Source organism: Burkholderia sp. EMB26 (assembly GCF_024730645.1).
In the GTDB taxonomy this organism is placed as follows: domain Bacteria; phylum Pseudomonadota; class Gammaproteobacteria; order Burkholderiales; family Burkholderiaceae; genus Burkholderia; species Burkholderia cenocepacia.
On the sequence record NZ_CP078070.1, the window covers coordinates 3,518,093 to 3,542,599 of the forward strand.

At 67.0% G+C, this 24,507-nt stretch carries 21 protein-coding genes and 1 tRNA gene; 11 read left to right on the forward strand and 11 right to left on the reverse strand.

The genetic code is table 11. The features are described from left to right. Positions 1-83 precede the first annotated feature (83 nt). On the reverse strand, positions 84-1,133 hold the full coding sequence (locus KU887_RS16590; protein ID WP_006485796.1) for a LysR family transcriptional regulator: 1,050 nt from the start codon (positions 1,131-1,133) through the stop codon (positions 84-86). 427 nt (positions 1,134-1,560) lie between these two features. Here KU887_RS16590 and KU887_RS16595 point away from each other — a divergent pair, with 427 nt between their 5' ends. Beyond that, positions 1,561-2,574, forward strand: coding sequence for a D-2-hydroxyacid dehydrogenase family protein (locus KU887_RS16595; RefSeq protein WP_059720849.1), 1,014 nt, complete (start codon positions 1,561-1,563; stop codon positions 2,572-2,574). 48 nt (positions 2,575-2,622) lie between these two features. Here KU887_RS16595 and KU887_RS16600 read toward each other — a convergent pair whose 3' ends face one another. After that, entirely contained in the window at positions 2,623-3,489 is an 867-nt protein-coding gene (locus tag KU887_RS16600) for a patatin-like phospholipase family protein (protein ID WP_258250651.1), read from the reverse strand. Between the two features lie 8 nt (positions 3,490-3,497). Continuing rightward, positions 3,498-3,902: a PaaI family thioesterase gene (locus KU887_RS16605; RefSeq protein ID WP_034201217.1), complete on the reverse strand. Its 405-nt coding sequence runs from the start codon at positions 3,900-3,902 to the stop codon at positions 3,498-3,500. A 190-nt stretch (positions 3,903-4,092) separates the two neighbouring features. Between KU887_RS16605 and KU887_RS16610 the strand changes: the two genes are divergently transcribed. The 4 genes from KU887_RS16610 (at position 4,093) to KU887_RS16625 (ending at position 7,571) form a co-directional block, all read left to right on the forward strand. Continuing rightward, positions 4,093-4,168: transfer RNA gene (locus KU887_RS16610), tRNA-Lys, on the forward strand. 388 nt (positions 4,169-4,556) lie between these two features. Next, positions 4,557-5,342, forward strand: a complete 786-nt coding sequence (locus tag KU887_RS16615; protein WP_034201216.1) for a phytanoyl-CoA dioxygenase family protein — start codon at positions 4,557-4,559, stop codon at positions 5,340-5,342. Between the two features lie 4 nt (positions 5,343-5,346). Beyond that, positions 5,347-6,084 (forward strand): bifunctional 2-polyprenyl-6-hydroxyphenol methylase/3-demethylubiquinol 3-O-methyltransferase UbiG, encoded by a 738-nt coding sequence (locus KU887_RS16620; protein ID WP_258250657.1) that lies wholly within the window; start codon positions 5,347-5,349, stop codon positions 6,082-6,084. 440 nt (positions 6,085-6,524) lie between these two features. Next, on the forward strand, positions 6,525-7,571 hold the full coding sequence (locus tag KU887_RS16625; protein WP_258250660.1) for a DUF3592 domain-containing protein: 1,047 nt from the start codon (positions 6,525-6,527) through the stop codon (positions 7,569-7,571). A 36-nt stretch (positions 7,572-7,607) separates the two neighbouring features. Here KU887_RS16625 and KU887_RS16630 read toward each other — a convergent pair whose 3' ends face one another. After that, a complete protein-coding gene (locus tag KU887_RS16630) occupies positions 7,608-8,222 on the reverse strand; it encodes a CGNR zinc finger domain-containing protein (protein WP_258250662.1) in 615 nt (204 codons plus the stop codon). Between the two features lie 82 nt (positions 8,223-8,304). On the opposite strand from KU887_RS16630, the gene KU887_RS16635 reads away from it, so the two are divergent. Continuing rightward, a complete protein-coding gene (locus KU887_RS16635) occupies positions 8,305-9,120 on the forward strand; it encodes an alpha/beta fold hydrolase (protein ID WP_124675737.1) in 816 nt (271 codons plus the stop codon). 24 nt (positions 9,121-9,144) lie between these two features. Here KU887_RS16635 and KU887_RS16640 read toward each other — a convergent pair whose 3' ends face one another. From KU887_RS16640 to phnA, 5 genes are all read right to left on the reverse strand, one after another. Then, on the reverse strand, positions 9,145-9,903 hold the full coding sequence (locus KU887_RS16640; protein ID WP_258250666.1) for an amino acid ABC transporter ATP-binding protein: 759 nt from the start codon (positions 9,901-9,903) through the stop codon (positions 9,145-9,147). Beyond that, positions 9,900-10,580: an amino acid ABC transporter permease gene (locus KU887_RS16645; protein ID WP_006485773.1), complete on the reverse strand. Its 681-nt coding sequence runs from the start codon at positions 10,578-10,580 to the stop codon at positions 9,900-9,902. Before KU887_RS16645 ends, KU887_RS16640 begins: the two co-directional genes overlap by 4 nt. A 14-nt stretch (positions 10,581-10,594) precedes the next feature. Further along, the gene (locus tag KU887_RS16650; RefSeq protein WP_006485790.1) at positions 10,595-11,377 is read right to left on the reverse strand and encodes an amino acid ABC transporter substrate-binding protein; all 783 of its coding nucleotides are present in this window, start codon (positions 11,375-11,377) and stop codon (positions 10,595-10,597) included. A 179-nt stretch (positions 11,378-11,556) separates the two neighbouring features. Then, a complete protein-coding gene (gene phnY, locus KU887_RS16655; protein ID WP_006485777.1) occupies positions 11,557-13,011 on the reverse strand; it encodes a phosphonoacetaldehyde dehydrogenase in 1,455 nt (484 codons plus the stop codon). A 29-nt stretch (positions 13,012-13,040) separates the two neighbouring features. Further along, positions 13,041-14,279: a phosphonoacetate hydrolase gene (gene phnA, locus KU887_RS16660; protein ID WP_006485766.1), complete on the reverse strand. Its 1,239-nt coding sequence runs from the start codon at positions 14,277-14,279 to the stop codon at positions 13,041-13,043. A 209-nt stretch (positions 14,280-14,488) separates the two neighbouring features. On the opposite strand from phnA, the gene KU887_RS16665 reads away from it, so the two are divergent. The 5 genes from KU887_RS16665 to KU887_RS16685 all read left to right on the forward strand — a co-directional run bounded on the left by KU887_RS16665 (position 14,489) and on the right by KU887_RS16685 (position 21,110). Next, complete coding sequence (locus KU887_RS16665) at positions 14,489-15,544, forward strand: putative 2-aminoethylphosphonate ABC transporter substrate-binding protein (RefSeq protein WP_077055863.1); 1,056 nt, start codon at positions 14,489-14,491, stop codon at positions 15,542-15,544. Between the two features lie 97 nt (positions 15,545-15,641). Further along, positions 15,642-16,724 carry a putative 2-aminoethylphosphonate ABC transporter ATP-binding protein gene (locus tag KU887_RS16670; RefSeq protein ID WP_006485771.1) on the forward strand — a complete coding sequence of 361 codons (1,083 nt, stop codon included), beginning with the start codon at positions 15,642-15,644 and terminating at the stop codon, positions 16,722-16,724. Further along, on the forward strand, positions 16,721-18,448 hold the full coding sequence (locus KU887_RS16675; RefSeq protein WP_006498682.1) for a putative 2-aminoethylphosphonate ABC transporter permease subunit: 1,728 nt from the start codon (positions 16,721-16,723) through the stop codon (positions 18,446-18,448). The genes KU887_RS16670 and KU887_RS16675 overlap by 4 nt, the downstream gene beginning before the upstream one ends. Before the next feature lie 47 nt (positions 18,449-18,495). Then, positions 18,496-19,626 (forward strand): 2-aminoethylphosphonate--pyruvate transaminase, encoded by a 1,131-nt coding sequence (locus tag KU887_RS16680; protein WP_006485770.1) that lies wholly within the window; start codon positions 18,496-18,498, stop codon positions 19,624-19,626. Positions 19,627-19,721: 95 nt separating this feature from the next. Beyond that, positions 19,722-21,110, forward strand: coding sequence for an FAD-dependent oxidoreductase (locus KU887_RS16685; protein ID WP_060212265.1), 1,389 nt, complete (start codon positions 19,722-19,724; stop codon positions 21,108-21,110). 99 nt (positions 21,111-21,209) lie between these two features. Here KU887_RS16685 and KU887_RS16690 read toward each other — a convergent pair whose 3' ends face one another. After that, entirely contained in the window at positions 21,210-21,935 is a 726-nt protein-coding gene (locus KU887_RS16690; RefSeq protein ID WP_006485791.1) for a phosphonate utilization associated transcriptional regulator, read from the reverse strand. Positions 21,936-22,130: 195 nt separating this feature from the next. Then, positions 22,131-24,302, reverse strand: coding sequence for a phosphocholine-specific phospholipase C (locus tag KU887_RS16695; protein WP_012492328.1), 2,172 nt, complete (start codon positions 24,300-24,302; stop codon positions 22,131-22,133). Between the last annotated feature and the right edge of the window lie 205 nt (positions 24,303-24,507).

Sequence of the window (24,507 nt, forward strand, 5' to 3'; positions counted from 1 at the left end):
AGCCATAAAAAAACGCGGATCGAACGATCCGCGTTTTTTCTTTGTGCCGGCTGGGGCGCTGCCGGGCCTGGGCCGCCGAGCCGTTACAGCGGCGACGGCACCGCCACGCGCGTGCGCGGCGAACGCGCCAGACGCGGCTGCAGGTTCGGATCGGTCGATTCGGGCTGCTCGGCACGCATCTCGACGCCGATCGGCGGCAGCGTCGCGCCCTGCGCGGCCCACTGTTCGCCCATCATCGCGTCGGTCGAATGGCTGAAATGCTCGACGAGATGGTCGATGAACGTGCGCACCTTCGCCGGCAGATGGCGCCGGCTCGGGTAGGCGATGTTGATCTCGACCTGCGGCAGCCGGAAATCCGGCAGCAGCCGCACGAGCGCGCCGCGCGCGATGTCGCTGCCGATCAGGTAGCTCGGCAGGATCGCGACCCCCATCCCGAGCAACGCGAACTGGCGCAGCATCGCGGTGTTGTTCGCGACGATCACGTTGGTCGGGCGCACGCGCACTTCGCCGTCCGGCCCCGTGAACACGCGCTCGTCGCCCCAGTATTCGGTCGGCAGGCTCAGCGCCGGATGCTCGGCGAGCTGTTCCGGATGCGTCGGCACGCCGTGCTTCTCGAGATAACTCGGCGTCGCGCACACGGTCATGCAGCCGGTGGTCAGGCGCCGCGTGACGATGCTCGCGCTGCGCATCTGGCGCGTGACGACGATGCCGACGTCGAAGCCTTCCTCGACGAGATCGACCTGCCGGTCGACCAGCGTGAGATCCGGCACCACCTTCGGGAAATTCTCCGTGTACGACTGCAGCACGGGCGCGAGGTTGTGCAGGCCGAACACGACCGGCGCAACGATGCGCAGCGTGCCGACCGGCTCGTGATTGCGTGCGACGACCATCTGCTCGACATCCTCGAGCTCGTCGAGGATCTGGCGGGCACGCTCCAGATAGACCTGACCCGACTCCGTCAGGGAGAGGCTGCGCGTGGTGCGGTTAAGCAAACGCGTGCCGAGCCGGCCTTCCAGATCGGCGACGTGGCGCGTCGCGACCGCGTTGGAGATATCCATTGCGCTCGCGGCCCGCGCGAAACTGCCGAGATCTGCAACCTTGACGAACACGCGCATCGACTGCAAATGATCCATAAACGACTCCTGCCGCTGTTACAACTTCAAAAAGATGAAGCAAATGCGTAATTCTCCTACGACAGCGGAAATGATGCAGAGTTGCTCAACAAGGGGCCGGTTGACGATAAAAATAGTCAAAAATCCTCGGCTTCCGCGGATAGTTGATCCAATTATTCTGCTTGGAGCAACAATTGGGTGAACCTCGTCGAGGAAGTGGCCGAATCAGGAAGGACCTATTTGATGCGACACAACAGCGCACCCCGTCGCACGGCGCAGGAGCGGCGCCGGGTGTAGCCGGCGCCGATTGCGGCGGAGCGTAACAACCTGTTAAAAAGACACCACGAAGGCGGCCGACGTTGCATCATGTCGGCCCCGGCCGGGCGGGACGGGCGCGCAACGTGCGCCACCGCCACGGCCGCTTTCAACGCGCGACACCCCGTTCACCATGAAAATTGCCATCCTCGACGACTACCAGGACGCCGTCCGCAAGCTGAACTGCTTCGAGATGCTCGCCGGCCACGACGTAAAGGTCTTCAACAATACGGTGCGCGGCCTGGGACAGCTCGCCAGCCGTCTGGCGGAAGTCGAGGCGCTCGTGCTGATTCGTGAACGGACCCCGATTACCTCGCAGCTGCTGTCGAAGCTGCCGAACCTGCGCATGATCAGCCAGACCGGCCGCGTGTCGAGCCACATCGATCTCGACGCGTGTACCGACCGCGGCATCGCGGTGCTCGAAGGCACCGGTTCGCCGGTCGCGCCGGCCGAGCTGACCTGGGCGCTCGTGATGGCCGCCCAGCGCCGCATTCCGCAATACGTCGCGAACCTGAAGCAAGGCGCGTGGCAGCAGTCGGGCCTGAAGACGTCGGCGCTGCCGCCGAACTTCGGCCTCGGCCAGGTGCTGCGCGGCCAGACGCTCGGCATCTGGGGCTACGGGAAGATCGGCCGGCTCGTCGCCGGTTACGGCAAGGCGTTCGGGATGAACGTGCTGGTGTGGGGCCGCGAGCATTCGCTCGAAGCCGCACGCGCCGACGGCTACGCGGCCGCCGACAGCCGCGAAGCGCTGTTCGAGCAGAGCGACGTGCTGTCGCTGCACCTGCGCCTGCATGACGACACGCGCGGCATCGTGAAGCAGGAAGACCTGATGCGGATGAAGCCGACGTCGCTGCTCGTCAACACGAGCCGCGCCGAGCTGCTCGAGGAAAACGCGCTCGTCAACGCGCTGTCGCACAACCGTCCAGGGATGGTCGCGATCGACGTGTTCGAAAGCGAGCCGATCCTGCAGGGCTACAGCCTGCTGCGGATGGAAAACGTGATCTGCACGCCGCACATCGGCTACGTCGAACGCGAAAGCTACGAACTGTATTTCAGCGCCGCATTCCGCAACATTCTCGCGTTCGACGACGGCGACATGTCGAGCGTCGCCAACCCGGAAGCGCTGACGCCGATCCGCAAGCGCTGATCGCACGGGCCGCGCGCCGCGCGGCCCCACCGTTTCATTCCCCGCTCGTCAGGCGGCCACGCGGCCGCCCGTCATCGCGCCGACGCGCGCAAGGAAGTGCTCGCCGTCGCGCCGTCCGAGATCGTACGCATGCCGCATCTGCGACGGGCTCGTGTAGTCCCAGCTCGAAATCGGTACCTTGCTCGACGGCTGCACATACAACCGCCGCTGGTCGCCATGCGCGACCGTGAACATCTGCGGACGCGGGTACAGCCGGGTGACGAGCACCAGCACGTCACCCGGCGACGGATCGAGCGCATCGACCGGCACGTTGTCGACCATCCCGCCGTCGAGCACCGGCCGGCCGCCACGCCGCAGCACCGGCGTGAACGGCGGCGTGCAGGACGACTGCAGGATCAGGTCGACGAGCTCGTCGACTTGCGTGCAGGCCTGCGCCCGCACGAATTCGGGCCGGAAACCGAGCGTGCGCCCGAGCGTCGGGTGCAGCGTCATGCGCACGTACTTCTCGATGTTGTATGCGACGAGGCCGGCCGCGACGGCGCTGCGCGCGCCGAGCCAGCGCGGCACGTGCGACACGCCGATGCGGATCTCCGGCGCCGTGGCGAGCTTCGCGAACGGCTCGCCGTAAATGTCGAGCAGCGCCTGACGATAGATCCGGTAATGCGGAAACACGGGCTCGCGCCCGAACAGGTTGCCCCAGTACGCATTCTTCCGGTTGTGGCGCAGCGCTTCTTCGTAATAGCGCATCACCCACGCGGCGTCGCGTGTATACAGCATGCAGGCGGTGGCCGCGCCGGCCGAGATGCCGGTGATCACGCGCGGGCGCAGGTCGAGGGCCGGCCGCGCGACGTCCCAGAAGCCGGCCTGCCACCAGCAGCGATTGCCGCCGCCCGCGAATACGATCTGGTCGAACATCGCGCCGCTCAGCTGACGAGCGCGTAGGTCGACGTCGCGTGAACGGCCATCTTGCCGTCCTCGTCGAACAGCTCGACTTCGCCGAACACGAGGTTGCGGCCCATCCGCAGCACACGCGCGGTGACGAGCACGTCGCCCTTGCGCACGGGACGCATGAAGTTCGTGTTCAGCGACACCGTCGTCATCGGCCGGAATTCGCCGAGCGCCGACGAGATCGCGACCACCATCGCGGTGTCGGCGGCCGCCGTGAACACCTGGCCGCAGATGATGCCGCCCGAATGGCGGAACTCGCCGGAAAACGGCAGGCGCAGCGTGACGCTGTCATCGCCGATCGACACGGGGACCAGACCCAGCGAGCGGACCCACGGGGCCAGCAGGCGATCCAGCAATTCGCGGACTGCGTTTTCGTCCATCTTCGGATGTCCAGAAAACGTTGCGCGACCGCCGCGCAACGCGTGTGGCGTCATCATACCGGGAGCGCGCAAACTGCGATCGCTCGTTACCGCGCTGACAGCCGCGGTTGTCTTGACGAAATATTTTCAGGAAATTTGCACAAAGGGCTTGCCATGTCCTGAAAACCCCGGCATAATCTTTCTTCTGTTGGGGGCGTTAGCTCAGTTGGTAGAGCAGCGGACTCTTAATCCGTAGGTCGAGTGTTCGAGTCACTCACGCCCCACCAAGCATTTTGAAGCCCGGTTAGCGCAAGCTGGCCGGGCTTTTTGCTTTGTTCCGGTGAGGGTCGATTGCCTTGGCTTGAACCGCAGACAGACATCTGGCCGACGCGCTCCTTCCAACCAGCCGAATCCCCCCGGCAACAGCCTTGTCTTTCATCGATTGGACTCGCGACGGATCGGAATCGCACTGATTTCCGTGCTTATGCCGATGAAATGCGCCAATTGCTCAAACTGATGTGGTGTTCCACCTCATCTCCGCGCTTTGAGACTCGGCATCTCCCCAGATAATTGGCCAGATGCCGCTATCTGCCCGAACCAGGCGCACCTTCATCGCCGATGCGTACACAGCGGGGGCAAAGCGGTGAAACACGCTCCATCGCAATGAAATCACCCATGAACCAGTTTGCCAGCCGCCATCAGGTTGAACTCGAAACCCAAGGGTGGACGCTCGTGCCGGACATCGTCACCCCCGCCCTGGTCGACGAGCTCAACGCCGCGCTCGTCCCGTCGCTGGCGCGGCGCGACGCGATCCGGATACGCAACGGCCTGATGGACAACTGCAATGGGACCGCGCACCATGTGCTGGCGGATGCCCCTTGCTACGTCGATCTGCTCGCGAATTTCGAAAAACTCGACTCGCTGCTGATCGAATTTTTCGGCGGCAAGTACATCCTGAATTCGTACGGCGGGTTCATCAACGATACGGATCTGTCGACTTACGCGCATCACACGCACCGCGACATTCGCTTTCATTCGACGGCGAAGCGCTTCATGCTCAATACCCTCGTCATGCTGGACGACTTCACTGTCGAAAACGGCGCAACCCTCATTCTGTCCGGTTCGCAAAATCAACCGGAGAAACCCGCCGACGACACTTTCCGCGCGCATGCCGACCCGATCACCGGGCGCTGCGGCGCGGTTCTGCTATTCGACTCGCGCATCTGGCACGCGGCGGGAACGAACCGGACAGCGTTTCCCAGGCGCGCACTGACGTTGACCTTCACCTGCCCGTTCTTCAAACAGCAACTCGACTATCCGCGGCTGTTCGGCTATGCCAACGCCGCCGACTGCAGCGACTATCTGCGGCAGGTAATCGGATTCAACGCACGGACTCCAGCCTCCCTTGACGAGTATTACCGCCCGGTAGAGCAGCGCTTTTACCAACGTGGACAGGACTGACATCGTGACCAGAGACTACAACGCGGAAGCGAAAGACCATCCAGAGCATCGTTACGCATACGATTTCGACTATCTGGTGCATGAATACATGCTCAAGACTTTTGCGCCGTACTACTTGACTGGCAACGCGCTGGAACTCGGCTGCTTCGAAGGAAACTTCACGCAACGACTCCTGCGCCGTTTCGCGTCTGTCGAAGTAGTCGAGGCGTCATCGGACTGCATTGCGGTCGCTTCGGAAAAGGTGCGGGGCGAGGCCAAGTTCCATCACTCGACGTTCGAGACGTTCGAACCGACATACGGCTACGACAACATCTTCCTGATCCATACGCTCGAGCATCTCGACGACGCCGTCGACGTGCTGGGCCGCATCCGCGGTTGGCTGACCGAACGTGGCCGCCTATTCCTCGCCACGCCGAACGCGCACGCCGCGTCGCGACAGATCGCGGTCAACATGGGTTTGATCGAGCATGCGGCAGCAGTAACGCCGGCCGAAGCCGCGCACGGTCATCGCAAGACCTATTCGCTCGACACACTGCGTGCCGAAGCGCGTGCGGCCAAGCTGCAGATCGTCGACCACGGCGGAATCATCTTCAAGGGCCTCGCCAACTTCCAGATCGATGCAGCGCTCAAGGCTGGCATCATCTCGCGGGCGTATATCGACGGCTGCTATGAACTCGGCCGCGTGTATCCCGACCTGTGTTCGAGCATCTACGTGGTCGCCGAACGCGGCTCGACCGACTGAGGCCGCGGCTCCCGGCTGACGACGGCCGGGTCCCGCCCCACTCGCGCGAGTCCGCGCTCGATCGCCACGCATCGACCGCATCGCGCGCCTGCCCGTTGGCGCCTACCGGCTCGGGCGCTGAATCCGCATCCCCGCGGCGAAATAACGTGCAATTGAACATCCGGGTTTGGCTCAATGCGCGAGCCGGCGGCAACGCAAACCGGAATCCCTGGCACATTACCCCCCTGATGGCAGAGAATCGCCAGGGCGCGTTGCCGCAGCACGCCGTTTCGTTTTGTGCGATGTGTCCCTTGAGCCGCCCGATTCCGACGCGCACACCATCTGCCCGAATCTCAGTACGCAACCCCACGCCCGTCATCCATCGTTTCCGCTAGAATCCTCCGACAAATATCACACGACCGGCGCAGGGTTCGTCGTTTGCCCGCCGGCACTGAGAGAACATGGGACGTCAGACATGGAAGCATGTGAACGAGACGCGACCATTCAGAGGGCATGGTTGCGCCGATATCGGCCCGTCCGTCGCGATGGGCCGTGCATCCGGACACACCCGACTCCGCACGGCGCACGAACCGGATCGCGTCATGCCCGGTAAGGACGCGCTGCTCGCACTGATGATCGGCGTCGTCCTGTTCGTGCTGGCCGGCGTGCTCGCCATCACGGCCGGCCGGGAACCGGGCAATCTGGTCCGCGCGCCGGGCACGGTCGTGCGCATCGTCCAGGACAGCGACACGATGCACGCGTACCGGCCGATCGTCGCGTACCTCGCGAACGACGGCCAGCGCCGCGAAGTCGCCGGCAATACCGCGTCGGCGGTCCCCGCCTACGACATCGGCGAAAACGTCGACGTCCTGCTCGACCCCGATCACCCCGAGCGCCCCGCGCTGATCGACGATTTCACGCAACGCTGGTTTCCGGCGGCCGTGCCGGCGCTGCTCGCCGTCGCGTCGTTCGCGATCGGCGGCCTGCTGATTGCCCGCGAGCGTCGCCACCGGCAATCGGACCCGGCGCCGCGCCGCGTCGCGCACACGCCGGCACGGCGTCGCTGGGATGTCGCGATCGTGCTGATTCCGATCGCGATCGGCACGGGCTTCCTCGCCGGCGCCGGCGCGGCCGGCCTGCGTCAGTGGCAGATCGTCCATCACTATGCGCGCTCGACCGGCCATGTGGTCGAGATCGCGAAAAACGGGCGGTCGTCACGGTCGCGCACGTCACTGTATTCGGCCGTCGTCGCGTTCACGACCGACAGCGGGCGGCTGATCACGTTCGCGCAGGGCTCGGCGTCGTCGCACCCCGGGCTGCACGAAGGCGACGCGGTCAACGTGCTGTACGACCCCGTCACGCCCGAGCGTGCGCTCGTCGACCGCTTCTGGGATCGCTGGGGCCTGACGGCCATCCTGTTCGCGATCGGTGCGCCGTTCCTGGCGGCCGGGCTGTTCGTCGCCGCGACGCTATGGCCCGACCATCGGCCCCACGGCACTGCTCAATGACGCACGCGCGGCGCGGCCACCGCCGCAGCGCGCGTGTCACCGCTCCCTGAACGCCTCCACCTTCGCGCGGTTCCCGCACGTGCGCATGTCGCACCACCGTCGCCCGACGCCGCGGCCGCGATCGACGAAGAACCACGTACACCGGCCGCACTGCCGCACCCGCGCGAAATCGTCGCTGCGCATCAGATCCTCGAAACCGAGCGCGATCGCATCGACCCAGCGCGACGCGGCCCGCGCATCGGGCCGCCACGCGAAGCGGCCGCCGACCGCATCGAATGCGCTGCGCCCGATCGCATCGCGGATCGCCACCGCGAGCCGCTCCGCCGCGCGCGCGCCCGCGCTGCCGCCACCTTCGGCCGTCAGATGTGCGATCGCGACGTACGTGTCTTCGCGAAAGCGGCGCAGCGCCGCGAGTTCGTCGGGGCCGTCCTGCCGCGGATGACGTAGCAGCCGCGCCAGATCGTCCGGCGCCGGCAACCCCGCTTTCCCGGCCCATGCGCGCACGGCCGGCCAGTCGACGAGCTTGTCCTCGGCGCGCGTCTTGCCCGTGTCGGCCACCGTGTTGAGGAAGTCGAGCGCCGGATGGCCGCCGACGAAATCGGCCGCGCGCCATTCGTGCCGGGGTCGCACCGGGTCGGATCGAGTAACCATTTATTTTCGCCTATTCGGTTTCACATCCGGACAATCCGGCGTAACCTGTTAACAACTGAAACAGGTTAGCACGGAGAAGCCGATGCTCGAACTCCCGAACCGCTTCAATTTCGAAGGCCACCGGATTGCATGGGGCACGCTCGGCGAAGGGCCGCCGCTCGTGCTGGTGCACGGCACGCCGTTTTCGTCGCAGGTATGGCGCCGGATCGCGCCGTGGCTCGCGCGGCGCCATCGCGTGCATTTCTACGACCTGCTCGGCTACGGGCAGTCCGACATGCCGGACGCGGACGTGTCGCTGGGTCGCCAGAACGCGCTGTTCGGCGCGCTGCTGAATGAATGGAAACTCGCGCGGCCGCGCGTGCTCGCGCACGACTACGGCGGCGCAACCGCACTGCGCGCGCACTTTCTCGACGGCATCGCATATGCGGATCTCACGCTGGTGAACCCGGTCGCGATCGCGCCGCAAGGCTCGCCGTTCGTCCGCCACGTCGCGCAGCACGAAGCCGCGTTCACCGGCCTGCCCGCGTACGCGCATCACGCGCTTCTGTCGGCCTATCTCGGCAATGCGGTCGCGCGCCCGCTGAGCGACGACGCGCTGTCGATCTACCGTGCACCGTGGCTCACGCCGGCCGGCCAGGCCGCGTTCTATCGGCAGATCGCGCAGATGCGCCAGCGCTACATCGAGGAAGCGGAGGCCCGCTACGCGCCGCCGGACTTTCCGGTGCGCATCGTGTGGGGCGAGGACGACGCGTGGATTCCGCTCGAGCAAGGGCAGGCGCTCGCCGATCGCATCGCGAACGGCCAGTTGATCCGGGTGCCGCACGCGGGCCATCTGGTTCAGGAAGATGCGCCCGAAGCGATCGTCGCCGCGGTGCTCGACGCGCACGCGCAACGCTGAGCGCGCCCCCATCGCGCCGCGTCGTCAGAACGCCGGCACGCCTTGCGCGAGCGTCGCGACGAACTTCGCGGTGCGCGGGTCGCGCGGCCGGCCGAACAGGTCGCGCGATGCGCCGGCTTCGACGATGCGGCCATCGGCGAGAAACACCGCATCGTGCGCGATCGACGCGGCGAGGCGCAGGTCATGCGTGGCCATCAGCATCGTCGTGCCTTCACGCGCGAGCTGGCGCAGCACCTCGACCACTTCGACGGACAGCTCCGGATCGAGCGCCGACGTCGGTTCGTCGCACAGCAGCACCTGCGGCGACGGCGCGAGCGCCCGCGCGATCGCCACGCGCTGCTGCTGGCCGCCCGACAGCGTGGCCGGCCATGCGTCGGCCTTGTTCGCGATGCCGACCTTGTCGAGCAGCGCGAGCGCGCGCTCCCGGGCCCGCTCGCGCGGCCAGCGCTGCACGGTCACGAGCCCCTCCATCACGTTCTGCACGACGCTCAGGTGCGGAAACAACTGGAAGTTCTGGAACACCATGCCGGTCTGCTTGCGCACCGCGAACACCGCGTCGCGCGACGGCCGGCGCGCCGGCACGAAGTCGATGCGCGCGTCACCGACAACCAGCGCACCCGCCTCCGGCACTTCGAGCAGGTTCACGCAGCGCAGCAGCGTGCTCTTGCCGCTGCCGGACGGCCCGATCAGCGCGGTCACGCTGCCCGGCTGCAACGCGAGGTCGATTCCGCTCAGCACGCGATGCGCGCCGAACGACTTGTCGATGCGTTCGAGGCGGATCATCGCAACTCCGCGTGGAACAGCGCGTGCCGGCCGAAGCGGGTTTCGAGGCGACGTTGCAGCGTGGACAGCACCGAGCTGAACAGCAGATAGATCAGCGCGGCTTCGGTATAGAGAATCAGCGGCTCGTAGGTCACGGCCGCGATGCGTTGCGCGGCCTGGAAGATCTCGGGCACCGTCAACACGGCCGCGAGCGACGTGTCCTTCACGAGCGAGATGAACGAGTTCGACAGCGCGGGCAGCGCGACGCGCGCGGCCTGCGGCAGGATCGCGCGACGCAGCGCCTGCGCGCGCGTCATCGACATCGAGTACGCGGCCTCCCACTGCCCCTTCGGCATCGATTCGATCACGCCGCGAATCACTTCCGCGTTGTACGCGCCGACGTTCAGCGAGAAACCGATCACGGCGGCCGTCAGCGGATCGAGCACGATGCCGACGTTCGGCAATCCATAGAAGATCACGAACAACTGCACGAGCAGCGGCGAGCCGCGGAACAGCCAGATGTAGAACCGCACGACGGCCTGCGCCCAGCGCGGCCCGAACAGCCGCGTGAGCGCCGCGCCGAACGCAAGCAATAAACCGATCGCGAACGACGCGAGCGTGAGCGGAACCGTGAACACGAGCCCTGCGACGAGCAGGGGCCGCAGCGATTCCGCCATCAGGTGCAGCCAGGCCGGCATCGTTCAGCCTCGCGTCACGGCTGCGACACGTCGCGGCCGAAGTACTTCTGCGAGATCTTCGCGTAGGTGCCGTCCGCCTTGATGTCCGCGAGCGCCTTGTCGATCGCGGCCACCAGCGCCGGGCTGCCCTTGCGCAGCAGCACGCCGGACGCGTCGCCCGCGCCGGTCTGGTCGGTCGCCGCGATCTTCAGTTTCGCGTCGGGCTTGTGCTTGCGGAAATCGAGGTACGACAGCGAATCGTTGATCGTCGCATCGACGCGCCCCGACGTCAGCAGGTCGATCGATTCGTTGAAGCCCTGCACGGGCACCACGTCGGCGCCGTGCGCGGCCGCGAGCTTGCCGAAATTGCTGGTCAGCGTGTTCGCGGATTTCTTGCCCTTCAGGTCGTCGAACGAGCGGATCGTCGTGTTGTCCGCGCGCACGATCAGCACCGCGTGCGACGTGATGTACGGCGTCGAGAAATCGTATTTCGCCTTGCGCGCATCGGTGATCGAGACTTCGTTGACGACCGCGTCGTAGCGGTTCACGTCGAGGCCCGCGATCAGCCCGTCCCATTTGCCTTCGACGAACTGCGGCTTCACGCCGAGGCGCTGCGCGATCGCGGTCGCGATGTCGACGTCGAAGCCTGTCAGCTTGCCCGTCTCGTCGTGGTACGTGAACGGCGCGTAGGTGCCTTCGGTGCCGACGCGGAACACGCCGGCCGACTTGATCTGCGACAGGTCGTCGGCAGCCAGCGCACTGGTGGCCGCGGTGGCCTGCAGCAGCGCGACGACCAGGAGGGAGCGGAGGAATTTCATGGTGCGGACCCCGAATGATTGGAGAGAATCATCCCGCCGGCATGCGTGCGCCGTTCGAGAGGTCCGCGAATTCTACCGACGCGTCGAGGCGCGGCAAAAACGCAAATCGGCTAACGATATGAGCCGATCGAATAACGCCCGCACCGGCCGCCAGGCCAGCGCGGGATCTTACACACCGCTTACCAGGGCAGCGAATACGTCTTCGTATTCGTGAAGCTCTTCATCGCTTCCTGCACGCCCTCCTTGTAGCCGAGCCCCGAATCCTTCACGCCGCCGAACGGCGTCAGTTCGAGCCGATAGCCGGGCACCTCGCGCACGTTCACGCTGCCGACTTCCAGCTCGGTGATGAAGCGCGTGATGTGGTCGAAGCGGTTCGTGCACACCGACGACGACAGCGCGTAGTCGGTGCTGTTCGACATCCGGATCGCCTCGTCGATGTCGCGAAAGCGCATGATCGGCGACACCGGCCCGAAGGTTTCGTGCTTGACCAGCGGCATGTCGGGCGTCACGCGATCGACGACGGTCGGCGAATACAACGCGCCGTCGCGCACGTTGCCGACCAGCAGCCGCGCGCCGCGCGCGATCGCGTCGTTGACCTGCTGCTCGCAGAACTTCGCCGCCGCTTCGTCGATCACCGTGCCCATGTCGACCGACGGATCGGACGGATTGCCGTACGACCAGGCGCGCGTCTTCTCGACGACGAGCGCCGTGAAGCGATCGGCCACCGCCTCGTGCACGAGCATCCGCTTGATCGCCGTGCAGCGCTGCCCCGAATTCTTGTACGAGCCCGATACCGCGAGCGTGCTCGCTTCGTCGAGATCGGCATCTTCCATCACGATGATCGGATCGTTGCCGCCGAGTTCGAGCACCGCGCGCCGGTAGCCCATCCGCGCGGCGATCGACTTGCCGATCGACACGCCGCCGGTGAACGTGATCAGGTCGATCGCCGGGTTCGTGATCAGCTCGTCGGCGATTTCCTTCGGGTCGCCGGTGATCACCTGCAGCATCTGCGGCGGCAGGCCGGCTTCATATAGGATGTCCGCGAACAGATAACACGACAGCGGCACCTTCTCCGACGGCTTCACGACGATCCGGTTGTTGGTCGCGACCGACGGCACGATCTTGTGCGCGACCTGGTTCATCGGGTGGTTGAACGGCGTGATCGCCGAAATCACGCCGAGCAGCGGATCGCGCTGCGTGTACACGCGGCGCTTCTTGCCGTGCGGCGTCAGATCGCACGAGAAGATCTGCCCGTCGTCCTTCAGCACTTCGCCGGCGCCGAACGTGAGCACGTCGGCCACGCGGCCGGCTTCGTAAGTCGAATCCTTGATGCACAAACCGGCCTCGGCCGTGATCAGCGCCGCGATCTCCGCGGTGCGCGAGCGCACGATGTCGGCCGCGCGGCGCAGGATCGCCGCGCGATCGTGGCGCGTGAGCGTCGGCCGGTACGCGCGCGCGACCGCGAATGCACGGCGCACGTCGTCGAGCGTCGCCTTCGGCACGGTGCCGACCAGCGCGCCGTCGTACGGGTTGCGCACGTCGATCACCGCGTCGCGGTGAATCCGTTCGCCGTCGATTCGCAGTGCTTCGCGACGAATCTCGCGGACGGCCGTCGATGCTGCAATGGCGTTCATGACTGTATCCCCCCAAGGATGCGCGTGCATCACTGCAGATGGTTGAGCGCGATGTCGATGATGTCGAAGTTGCGCAGCCGCGCGCGACCGGTGACGTCGGTCGCGACCGGCTTGCTGAAGATCAGCGGCACGATCTGCTCGGAGATCCCGCCGTGCGAACGCAGCGGCACGTCGAGGCCCGACAGGTCGTGTTTGATGCGGCGCGTGCCGAGCACGACGTCCTGCTTCGAGATCACGATCAGGTCGCCCATCCGCGCGGGCGGCAACTCGAAGCGCGCGCAGCCTTCGGCGCCCGTCAGCACGACCTCGATGCCGTCGACCGCCGCGAGCCGCGCGCGCAGCGCGTCGGCATCGGCGGTGGCCGGCACGTAGACGGTCGCGAACGAGCCGAGCGCACCGTGGTGCACGACGTACGGATCGGTGATCGGCAGGATCACGCGCGCCGCATCGTGGCCGAGCCATTCGTCGAACAGCTCCTGCAGGTAGATCACGTTCGGCTCGCCGGTCGCGTCGTCGTGCTTCGCGTTCATCCCGTGATCGGCCGTGATCGCGACGATCGCGCCGAGTGCGTCGAGACGCTGCAGGTACGTGTCCATCATCGCGTAGAACGCGTTCGCGCCTTCGGTGCCGGGTGCGCACTTGTGCTGCACGTAATCGGTGGTCGACAGGTACATCAGGTCGATCGGGCGCGTCTCGAGCAGGCGCACGCCGGCCGCGAACACGAATTCCGACAGGTCCGCGCTGTACACGCTCGGCACCGGCTTGCCGACCAGCTCGAGCACGTTGTCGATGCCGTTTTCCTCGACGCTCGCCTCGTCGGCCTTTTCCGACGAGAAGCAGATGCCCTTCAGCCCCTTGCCGAGCAGACGGCGCAGCTTGTCCTTCGCGGTGACGACCGCGACGCGCGCCCCTCGTTCGGCAAAGGTCGCGAGCACGGTGGGCGCGACCAGATACTTCGGATCGTTCATCAGCACTTCGGCGCCGGTGTCGCGATCGTAGAAGTAGTTGCCGCTTATCCCGTGGATCGCCGGCGGCACGCCGGTGACGATCGACAGGTTGTTCGGGTTCGTGAAGCTCGGCACCACGCACTCGCCCTTGAGCGCGGTGCCCGGCTTCAGCAGCGTGCGCAGGAACGGCGCGACGCCGGCCTCGGCGGCTTCCTCCAGATATTCGTATGCGCAGCCATCGACGCACACGACCACCACGGGCCGGCTCATCCAGTTGTAGCGGCGGCCGTTCACTTCCACGGATACAGGCGTTTCAGTCATGACGTTCATTCCTTTCAGGTCGAAGGGTGTGAGCCGTCGGCGCCCGCGCCGCGCCGAAGGGAGGTGTTTTCCATGCTTGACATTAAAATTGATGATTTGTAGATTGTCAACAACATGCAGAGAACAGAAAGCAAAACAACGAAGCAGCAAGAGGGCTGGTCTCCACTCATCCGCCGTGTGCCGCGGCGCCACAGTCAAGGGGTCTGAAGATGAACGAAGTGCCGGTAAACAAGCGTTTGAACGCATGGGCGGCGGGCGCGGCCCGCGTCGCGCTGGCTGCCGCGGTGGCGCTCGGCGCCGCGCACGCGGCGCACGCGAAGACGTCGCTGCTGGTCTACACCGCGCTGGAAGACGAGGCGATGAAGCCCTACAAGGACGCGTTCGAGAAGGCGAACCCCGATCTCGAGATCCGCTGGGTGCGCGACTCGACCGGCTCGGTCACCGCGAAGCTGCTCGCGGAGAAGAACAATCCGCGCGCGGACGTCGTGCTCGGCCTCGCCGCGTCGAGCCTCACGCTGCTCGACCTGCAGGGCATGCTGATGCCGTACACGCCGAAGGGCTTCGACCAGCTCACGCGCAAGTACAGCGACGCGAACACGCCGCCGCACTGGGTCGGCATGGACGTGTGGGGCGCGACGATCTGCTACAACCGCGTCGCCGCGCAGGCGAAGAACATCCCGAAGCCGACGTCGTGGGAAGACCTGACGAAGCCCGTCTACAAGGGCGCGATCGTGATGCCGAGCCCCGTTTCGTCGGGCACCGGCTATCTCGACGTGACCGCTTGGCTGCAGACCTTCGGCGACGATCGCGGCTGGAAATTCATGGACGCGCTCGACAAGAACGTCGCGCAGTACGTGCACTCGGGCTCGAAGCCGTGCACGCTCGCCGGCACCGGCGAATTCCCGATCGGCATCTCGTTCGAGTTCCGCGGCCACGAACTGCAGGCGCAGGGCGCGCCGATCGATCTCGTGTTCCCGAAGGAAGGGCTCGGCTGGGACATGGAAGGCACGGCGATCATGAAGACGACGAAACAGCCCGACGCCGCGAAGAAGCTCGCCGACTTCATGGCGAGCAAGGAAGCGAACCAGATCACCGCGCGCTGGTGGGCGATCGTCGCGTATCCGGGCGTCGCGCGGAAGCTGGCCGGCATCCCCGACAACTACTCGGACCTGCTCGTGAAGAACGACTTCGTGTGGTCCGCGAAGAACCGCCAGTCGATCCTCGATACGTGGCAGAAGCGCTACGGCGCGAAAGCGCAGCAGTAACGCCGCGACCGGCTGCGGGGCCGCGCCGCGCGCCGCCCCGCATCACCCTTTCCGTCGTCGAATCCGGCCCCCGGGCCGCCCCTCCATGGAGGCGCGCATGGCACCTTATCTGAGCGTAGAACGCATCGAGAAGCGGTACAACGACACGCAGGTCCTCACCGACATCAACCTGAGCGTGATGAAGGGCGAGATGATCTGTTTCCTCGGGCCGTCCGGCTGCGGGAAGACCACGCTGCTGCGGATCATCGCGGGGCTCGAGACACAGAACGCCGGCCACATCATGCAGGACGGCCGCGACATCTCGCGGCTGCCGCCGCAACTGCGCGACTACGGGATCGTGTTCCAGTCGTATGCGCTGTTCCCGAACCTCACCGTGTACGACAACGTCGCGTACGGGCTCGTGAACCGCAAGATGAAGCGCGACGCGATCCACGAGCGCGTGCATACGCTGCTGGCGCTGGTCGGTTTGCCCGACAGCCATCGCAAGCATCCGGGCCAGTTGTCCGGCGGCCAGCAGCAACGCATCGCGCTGGCGCGCGCGCTCGCCACCTCGCCCGGCCTGCTGCTGCTCGACGAGCCGCTGTCGGCGCTCGACGCGCGCGTGCGCGTGCGGCTGCGCCAGGAGATCCGCGCGCTGCAGCAGCGGCTCGGCGTGACGACGATCATGGTCACGCACGATCAGGAAGAAGCGCTGTCGATGGCCGATCGCATCGTCGTGATGAACCACGGCGTGATCGAGCAGATCGGCACGCCGCTCGAAATCTACCGGCAACCGGCATCGCCGTTCGTCGCGGACTTCATCGGCCGCGTCAACACGATTCCCGCCGAGGTCGCGCAGGACGGCACGCTGCGCGCGGGCGGCATCGGCTTCGACTGCCGCCACGGCACCGCGCAAGGCGCGGCGGTGTCGGTCTACGTGCGGCCCGAGGACCTGCGCATCCGCGTGCCGGGCGAGACGGCCGACAACGTGCTGGCCGGCCGCGTCGAGAAGCTCGAATTCCTCGGCGCGTTCTGCCGCGTGAGCTTCCGGATCGACGGGCTCGACGGCCAGGAGATCGTCGCCGACCTGTCGTATCACGACGTCGACCGCACCGGCGTGCAGGCCGGCGCGCGCATCGACCTCGCGCTCGATCGCGAGCATGTCCGCGTGTTCCCGTGCGCGAAGGAGCGACTCCAATGAGCACCGTCCTGACCGAGCGCCGCCGCGGCGCGTCCGCCCCCGCCGACGTGCGGCAGCTCACGCACTGGCACGATCGCCTCGCGCAGCTCGCGCTGGTCGCGATGGCCGCGCTGATGTCGCTGTTCCTGCTGCTGCCGCTCGCGCTCGTCGTGCAGAAATGCTTCGTCGACGCGGACGGGCGCTTCGTCGGCGCGCACAACTTCGTCGAGTATCTGGAGGACAGCGGCGTGCTGCGCTCGATGCTGCATTCGCTGACGGTCGGCGCGCTCGTCACGACGATCGTCGTGCCGATGGCGTTCACGTTCGCGTATGCGCTGACACGCTCGTGCATGCCGCTGAAGAACGCGGCACGCACGATCGCGCTGCTGCCGCTGCTCGCGCCGACGCTGCTGTCGGCCGTGTCGTTCATCTACTGGTTCGGCAATGCGGGGCTGCTGAAGCCGCTGCTGCACGGCCATTCGATCTACGGGCTGCCGGGCATCGTGCTGAGCATGGTGTACGCGTCGTTCCCGCACGTGCTGATGATCCTCGTCACCGCGCTGTCGCTCGCGGACGGCCGGCTCTACGAAGCCGCCGACGCGATGGGCACGGGCCGCCTGCGCAAGTTCTTCACGATCACGCTGCCCGGCGCGAAGTACGGGCTGATCAGCGCGACGATGGTCGCGTTCACGATGTGCATCAACGACTTCGGCGTGCCGGTCGTGATCGGCGGCGCGTACAACGTGCTGTCGACCGACATCTACAAGCTGATCATCGGGCTGCAGGATTTCAACCGCAGCGCGGTCGTGAGCCTGATGCTGCTGTGCCCGGCGCTCGTCGCGTTCGGCGTCGACTACTTCATCCGCCGCCGCCAGCAGTCGCAGCTCGGCGCGCGCTCGACGCCGTACCAGCCGAAGCCGTCGCGCGGCTTCGACGCCGCGATGCTCGCGTACTGCGCGCTCGTGTGCGCGTTCTTCATCGCGGTGGTCGGCATCTCGGTGTTCGCGTCGTTCGTCAAGTTCTGGCCGTACCAGATGACGCTCGGGCTGCAGCATTACGAGATGGGGTTGATCGCGGCCGGCATCTTCGACGCGTACAAGAACAGCTTGCGGATGGCCGCGACGGTGGCGCTCGGCGGCACGATCGTCGTGTTCGGCGGCGCCTACCTGATCGAGAAGACCCGCGGCGCACGCTGGCTGCGCGGCTTCATCAGCCTGTGCGCGATCCTGCCGATGGGCGTGCCGGGGCTCGTGCTCGGCATCAGCTACATCTTCCTGTTCAACGCGCCCGGCAATCCGCTGAACGGGCTGTACGGATCGCTGTGGCTGCTCGCGATCGTCACGGTCGTCCACTACTACGCGTCGAGCCACCTCACCGCCGTCACCGCGCTCCGGCAGATCGACAGCGAGTTCGAGGCGGTATCCGCGTCGCTGAAGGTGCCGTTCTACAAGACCTTCCTGCGCGTGACGGTGCCCGTGTGCCTGCCCGCGATCCTGCTGATCGCGCGCTACCTGTTCGTCAACGGGATGACGACGGTGTCGGCCGTCGCGTTCCTGTACTCGCCGGACACGCAGCCCGCGTCGGTCGCGATCCTGAACCTCGACGACGCGGGCCAGATGGGCCCGGCCGCCGCGATGGCCACGCTCGTGCTCGCGACCTCGTCGTTCGCGTGCGTACTGTTCGCCTGCATCTCGCACCGCCTGCTGCGCCGTACGCAGGCATGGCGCAACCCGCATCGCCGTTGATTCCCTGCCGCATTCACGTGACGTCCCGACTTCATCGAGGAGACACCATGACGCTCGCTGCCCAGCCCATCCTGCTGACCCCCGGCCCCCTGACGACCTCCGAGCGCACGCGCGACGCGATGCTGCGCGACTGGGGCTCGTGGGACGGCGATTTCAACGCGATCACCGCGCGGCTGCGCGAACGCCTGCTGCAGATCGTGCACGGCGAAGGCACGCACGAATGCGTACCGCTGCAAGGCAGCGGCACGTTCTCGGTCGAAGCGGCGATCGGCACGCTGGTGCCGCGCGACGGCCACGTGCTGGTGCCGAACAACGGCGCGTATTGCCAGCGCCTCGCGAAGATCTGCCGCGTGCTCGGCCGCCGGCTCACGACGATCGACTACCGCGAGGATCGCCGCGTCGATCCGGCCGACGTCGAGCGCGCGCTCGCCGCCGATCCGTCGATCACGCACGTCGCGCTCGTGCACTGCGAAACCGGCGCCGGCGTGCTGAACCCGCTGCACGACGTCGCACAGGCCGTCGCGAAGCACGGGCGCGCGCTGATCGTCGACGCGATGAGCTCGTTCGGCGCGATCGACATCGACGCGCGCACGACACCGTTCGACGCGGTGATCGCCGCGTCCGGCAAATGCCTCGAGGGCGTGCCGGGGCTCGGCTTCGTGATCGCCAAGCGCAGCGCGCTCGAACGCTGCGAAGGCAACAGCCACTCGCTCGCGATGGACCTGTACGACCAGTGGGTCTACATGCAGCGCACGACGCAGTGGCGCTTCACGCCGCCGACGCACGTGGTCGCCGCGCTCGACGCGGCCGTCGCGCAATACATCGACGAAGGCGGGCTCGCCGCGCGCGGCGGCCGCTACCAGCGCAACACCCGCGCGCTGCTCGACGGGATGCGCGCGCTCGGCTTCCGGCCGTTCCTCGATCCGGCGATCCAGGCGCCGATCATCGTCACGTTCCATGCGCCGGACGATCCGAACTACGACTTCAAGCGGTTTTATCAGGAGGTCAAAAAGCGCGGCTACATTCTGTATCCGGGCAAGCTGACCGAAGTGGAGACGTTCCGCGTCGGCTGCATCGGCCATTTCGGCGAGGCCGGGATTCCGGGCGCCGTCGCCGCGATCGCCGACACGCTGCGCGCGATGGGCGTACGCCGCGTGTCGGCCGAAGCGGCGGCATGACGATGTGACGCGATGCCCCGGCCGCGTGCGCAGGCGCAGGCGGCCGCCCGTTTTCCCGGCCGTGCGCCGCACGGCCCCTTATCGACGACTCTCCGATGCGACCCTTCTGGATCGAACAAGCGCTGTTCAACGACGGCGATCTCGCCCCCGCGCTGCAAGGCGCGACGCAGGCCGACGTGTGCATCGTCGGCGGCGGCTTCACGGGCCTCTGGACCGCGATCCAGGCCAAGCAGCAGCATCCCGCGCTCGACATCGCGATCCTCGAAGCCGACCTGTGCGGCGCCGGCGCGAGCGGCCGCAACGGCGGCTGCCTGCTCACGTGGTCCGCGAAGTTCCTGACGCTGCGGCGCCTGTTCGGCGAAGCCGAGGCAATCCGGCTCGTGAAGGCGTCGGAAGCGGCCGTGCAGCACATCGCCGATTTCTGCCGCGCGCACGACATCGATGCGGAACTGCGGCTCGACGGCACGCTGTACACCGCGACGTCGCGCGCGCAGGTCGGCACGCTCGCGCCGGTGCTCGATGCGCTTGCCGCGTGCGGCATCCACAGCTACGAGCCGCTGCCGCCCGCCGAAGTCGCGCGCCGCTCGGGCTCCGCGCGCAATCTCGACGGCGTCTACTCGCCGATCGCCGCGACCGTGCATCCGGGCAAGCTCGTGCGCGGGCTGCGCCGCGTCGCGCGCGCGATGGGCATCCGGATCTACGAGCGCACGCCGATGCTCGACTTCACGCCCGGCCAGCCGGCCGTCGTGCGCACGCCGTCCGGCAGCGTCACGGCGGGCAAGCTCGTATTCGCGATCAATGCGTGGATGGCGAGCCGCTTCCCGCAGTTCGAGCGGACGATCGCGGTCGTGTCGAGCGACATGGTGATCACCGAGAAATGCCCGGAGCTGCTCGAGCGGACCGGGCTCGTGGACGGCGTGTCGGTGCTCGATTCGCGGATCTTCGTCTACTACTACCGCACGACCGCCGACGGGCGGCTGATGCTCGGCAAGGGCGGCAACACGTTCTCGTGGCGCAGCCGCATCGCGCCGGTATTCGACCGCCGCTCGCCGTACGAGGCGCAGCTCACGCACAGCCTGCGCGAGTTCTTCCCGTCGCTCGCGGGCGTGCCGGTCACCGCGAGCTGGAACGGGCCGTCCGATCGTTCGGTGACGGGCTTCCCGTTCTTCGGCCGCCTCGACGACGCGCCGAACGTATTCTACGGCTTCGGCTATTCGGGCAACGGCGTCGGGCCGACCTACATGGGCGGACAGATCCTGTCGTCGCTGGTGCTCGGCCTCGACAACGCGTGGACGCGCAGCCCGATCGTGCGCGGCCCGCTCGGCCATTTCCCGCCGGAGCCGATCCGCTATGTCGGCGCGCACGTCGTGCGCAACGCGATCCGCCGCAAGGAGCGCGCGGAGGACGAGAGCCGGCGGCCGTCGGTGGTCGATACGTGGCTCGCGAAGTTTGCGAGCGCGGCGGGGAAGGCCGACAAGGCATGACGACGGGTTGATCCGCTGAACCGAAGCGCAACGAAAAAGGGACGCGGCGACGCGTCCCTTTACCTGTGCGCGACAGCTCCCGCGGGCGTTGCCGGGCTTTTATGCGCCGGCCTTCTCCCGCGCCGCCTTGCCCGTCGCAGGCAGCCCCTGCTCGTGCGTACGGCGCATCCGCGCGAGGCCGTGCGCGACGTGCTCGCGCACGAGCGCGACGGCCTTGTCCTCGTCGCCGGCCGCGAGCGCCTGCACGATCTTGTCGTGCTCGGCCGCCGACACCGCGATCGCATCCTCCTCGGCCTCGATCGCCGCCTGGCGCAGCAGGCCGAGCTGGCGCACGAGCCGCCGGTAGGTATCGGTGAGATGGGTATTGCCGACGCCGACGACCATCGCGTCGTGGAACTGCACGTTCAGCTCGGTATAGCGCGTGACGTCATGCGTCTTCGCGGCGTCCTTCATCGACTGGATGATGCCCTTCAGCACCTTCAGCGTCTCGGGCGAGATACGCTTCGCGAGCGCGCGCGCGACCGACTCGTCGAGCATCGCGCGCACTTCGTAGATTTCCTCGGCCTCGCGCAGCGGCACGACGCGCACGGTCACGCCGCGATTCTTCTCGTTGCGCAGCAGGCCGGCCTGTTCGAGCGCGCGGAACGCTTCGCGCACCGGGCCGCGCGACACGTTCAGCCGGGTCGCGATCTCGACTTCGTTGAGCTTTTCGCCCGGCGCGTATTCGCCGGAGACGATCGCGCGCTCGAGCATGTCCTGGACGATCATCGCGAGCGACTGGCTTTGCAGGAGTTCGATGGCGCTGAGCGCGTTCGGGGCAGTCATGGTCGGGCAGGCAGCGGGCTATGGATGAAAACGAGGGCGCCATATCGGCGAATGATCCTTGTATACCCTCGGCCCGGCATATTGTCAACAGTTTTCAGTTTCCAAAATCCAATCCGGCGTGCCGGAATGCGGCCGGCACGCGAGGGTCGCGCGCGGCGGGCGAACCGCCCCGCTTCGCGCGACCCTGCGCAACCGTCAGGCCGTGTGCTTCACCGGCCCCGGATCGCTGTGGCTCGGCCGGCCCGTCTCGACGTGGCCCGCGAAGCGACGCACGACCTTGTCGTCGCCGCCGCGCAGCGTGGTCGCGGTGATCGTCAGATCGTACCAGCCGTGGCTCGACGACAGCTCGAAGTGCGCCTCGATGCGCTCGCCCGGCGCCAGCGTGTAGGTGCGTGCATGCGCATGGCTGTACGCGTTGTCGACCGTCACGCGGCAGCTCGCGCGCCCGCTGTTGCGCAGTTGCAGGTAGACGTGGCGATTGCGCACGTCGTAGCCGATCTTCGCTTCGGGGTTCGCGTGGCGGCCGTCCGCGGCGAGCCGCGTGTTGCCCTGGAACTCGCACAGATAGCCGTTCGGGCCGTAGGCCGCGAGATGGTAGTCGCCGCGCGCGGCCGACGTGCTCCACGTGTCGACGAAGCGGTCGCGCGCGGACACCGCGTAGCGGCGCGGCGGCGTCGCCGGGTTGCGGCGGTCGTACACGTAGAACGCGGCGCCCGCGTCGCCGGTGTTCGCGAAGTCGAGCGACACGGTGTCGTCATGCGCGCCCACGCGGCTGTGCACGAACAGCTCGTACGGCAGCGCACGCGCCGGCCGCGTGCCCGGCTCCTGCGCCGGCATCGACTGTTGCGCGGGCACCTGGTACGCCTGGCCGGCCGTCGCGAGGTGCTGCGGCACCGTGAAGCTCACCGTGCGCGTGTCGGGGCGCGCGGAGAAGTCGAACGCCGACGTGAGGTCGCCGCAGATCGACCGGCGCCACGCGCTGATGTTCGGTTCCTTCACGCCGAAACGCGCTTCGAGGAAACGCAGCACCGACGTATGGTCGAACGTCTCCGAGCAGACCCAGCCGCCCTTCGTCCACGGCGAGATGATGATCAGCGGCACGCGCGGCCCGAGGCCGATCGGCTGGATGCCGCCCGGGTCGGCGCCCGGCACGAGCGGGCTCATTTCGCCCGGATACTTGTTCAGGTCGAGCAGCTCGTCGCCGAGGGTCGACAGCAGGTTCGACGACACGATCCCCTGCCCGCCCACGCCGCTCGTGACCGGCGGCACCGGCGGCACGACGTGATCGAACAGTCCGTCGTTCTCGTCGTAGTTCAGGATGAACACCGTCTTCGCCCACACTTCCGGGTTCGACGTCAGCGCCTCGAGCACCATGTTGATGTAGAACGCGCCGTCGGTCGGCGACGCCTGCGGGTGCTCGCTGTACTTGTACGGCGACACGATCCACGACACCTGCGGCAGCCGGTTCGCCTGCACGTCGGCCTTCAGCTCCGCGAGCGTGTGGTTCGATGCGCCCTTGTCGACCAGCGGGCCGCTCGCGCCTTCCTTCACCTGGAAGCGCTTGAAGAACATCAGCGAGTTGTCGGTGTAGTTGTCGGTCGGGTCGCCCGGGATGCCGGTGCCGCCCTGGTACACCTTCCAGCTGATCTTCGCGTTCTCGAGGCGTTCGGCGTAGGTCGTCCACGTGTAGCCGTTCACGTCGTTGCGCTCGCCGATGCCCGGGCCGTTCGGCGCGCTGCCGTAGACGTTGCGCGAATCGATCGTGCCGGTCCACAGGTAGATGCGGTTCGGCGCCGTGTCGGCGTGCGCGGAGCAGAAGTACGAATCGCAGATCGTGAACGCGTCGGCCAGCGCGTAGTGGTACGTGAGATCCTGGCGCTTCAGGTAGCCCATCGTCAGCACGTCCTGCTTCTGGTTCACCCACTGATCCCACTGGCCGTTGTTCCAGGACAGGTGGCCGCTGCTCCAGCCGTGGTTGGTGCCCGGCTGGAATTCGGTCGTCTGCTTCGGATCGAGGTAGAACGGCAGCACGTACGGCGCGGACGGATCGAGCCCGCGCGAGTGGTAGTTCTTCGTGAACACAGATGCCGGCGGCTGCTGCCACACCGGTGCGCCGTTCGGCAGCAGGTGCGGACGCGGGTCGTCGAAGCCGCGCACGCCGCGCAGCCCGCCGAAGTAATGGTCGAACGAACGGTTTTCCTGCATGAAGATCACGACGTGCTCGACGTCACGGATCGTGCCGGTGCGATAGGCGGCCGGCATCGCCAGCGCATTGCGGATCGCGGGCGGAAAGCCCGCGTAGGCGGCCATCGCGCCGGCCGACTGCGCGGCGAGGCGCAGGAAATCGCGTCGATTGTTCGAGGACATGAAAAGCACCCTGTGGTCGGTGGGAGTGGGGTCGCCGGACGAGCGGGCCGGCGATCTGCGTCGCCGTTATTACCCCGCACCGGCATGTCCCGGCCGTGACCGGTTCCCGCAGGTTTCTTTGGGTGACCCACAGGATTTTTTTGGAAGCGGCGCACGGCGCGCCTTTCATGCGGCCGACATATGCGTGCGCTACGCTGACGCGCGA

Excerpts from the sequence above, each read along its gene's own strand:
- KU887_RS16590 (WP_006485796.1), bottom strand. The coding sequence starts at position 1,133 with ATGGATCATTTGCAGTCGATGCGCGTGTTCGTCAAGGTTGCAGATCTC.
- KU887_RS16595 (WP_059720849.1), top strand. The coding sequence starts at position 1,561 with ATGAAAATTGCCATCCTCGACGACTACCAGGACGCCGTCCGCAAGCTG.
- KU887_RS16600 (WP_258250651.1), bottom strand. The coding sequence starts at position 3,489 with ATGTTCGACCAGATCGTATTCGCGGGCGGCGGCAATCGCTGCTGGTGG.
- KU887_RS16605 (WP_034201217.1), bottom strand. The coding sequence starts at position 3,902 with ATGGACGAAAACGCAGTCCGCGAATTGCTGGATCGCCTGCTGGCCCCG.
- KU887_RS16615 (WP_034201216.1), top strand. The coding sequence starts at position 4,557 with ATGAACCAGTTTGCCAGCCGCCATCAGGTTGAACTCGAAACCCAAGGG.
- KU887_RS16625 (WP_258250660.1), top strand. The coding sequence starts at position 6,525 with ATGGGACGTCAGACATGGAAGCATGTGAACGAGACGCGACCATTCAGA.
- KU887_RS16630 (WP_258250662.1), bottom strand. The coding sequence starts at position 8,222 with ATGGTTACTCGATCCGACCCGGTGCGACCCCGGCACGAATGGCGCGCG.
- KU887_RS16635 (WP_124675737.1), top strand. The coding sequence starts at position 8,305 with ATGCTCGAACTCCCGAACCGCTTCAATTTCGAAGGCCACCGGATTGCA.
- KU887_RS16640 (WP_258250666.1), bottom strand. The coding sequence starts at position 9,903 with ATGATCCGCCTCGAACGCATCGACAAGTCGTTCGGCGCGCATCGCGTG.
- KU887_RS16645 (WP_006485773.1), bottom strand. The coding sequence starts at position 10,580 with ATGCCGGCCTGGCTGCACCTGATGGCGGAATCGCTGCGGCCCCTGCTC.
- KU887_RS16650 (WP_006485790.1), bottom strand. The coding sequence starts at position 11,377 with ATGAAATTCCTCCGCTCCCTCCTGGTCGTCGCGCTGCTGCAGGCCACC.
- phnY (WP_006485777.1), bottom strand. The coding sequence starts at position 13,011 with ATGAACGCCATTGCAGCATCGACGGCCGTCCGCGAGATTCGTCGCGAA.
- phnA (WP_006485766.1), bottom strand. The coding sequence starts at position 14,279 with ATGACTGAAACGCCTGTATCCGTGGAAGTGAACGGCCGCCGCTACAAC.
- KU887_RS16665 (WP_077055863.1), top strand. The coding sequence starts at position 14,489 with ATGAACGAAGTGCCGGTAAACAAGCGTTTGAACGCATGGGCGGCGGGC.
- KU887_RS16670 (WP_006485771.1), top strand. The coding sequence starts at position 15,642 with ATGGCACCTTATCTGAGCGTAGAACGCATCGAGAAGCGGTACAACGAC.
- KU887_RS16675 (WP_006498682.1), top strand. The coding sequence starts at position 16,721 with ATGAGCACCGTCCTGACCGAGCGCCGCCGCGGCGCGTCCGCCCCCGCC.
- KU887_RS16680 (WP_006485770.1), top strand. The coding sequence starts at position 18,496 with ATGACGCTCGCTGCCCAGCCCATCCTGCTGACCCCCGGCCCCCTGACG.
- KU887_RS16685 (WP_060212265.1), top strand. The coding sequence starts at position 19,722 with ATGCGACCCTTCTGGATCGAACAAGCGCTGTTCAACGACGGCGATCTC.
- KU887_RS16690 (WP_006485791.1), bottom strand. The coding sequence starts at position 21,935 with ATGACTGCCCCGAACGCGCTCAGCGCCATCGAACTCCTGCAAAGCCAG.
- KU887_RS16695 (WP_012492328.1), bottom strand. The coding sequence starts at position 24,302 with ATGTCCTCGAACAATCGACGCGATTTCCTGCGCCTCGCCGCGCAGTCG.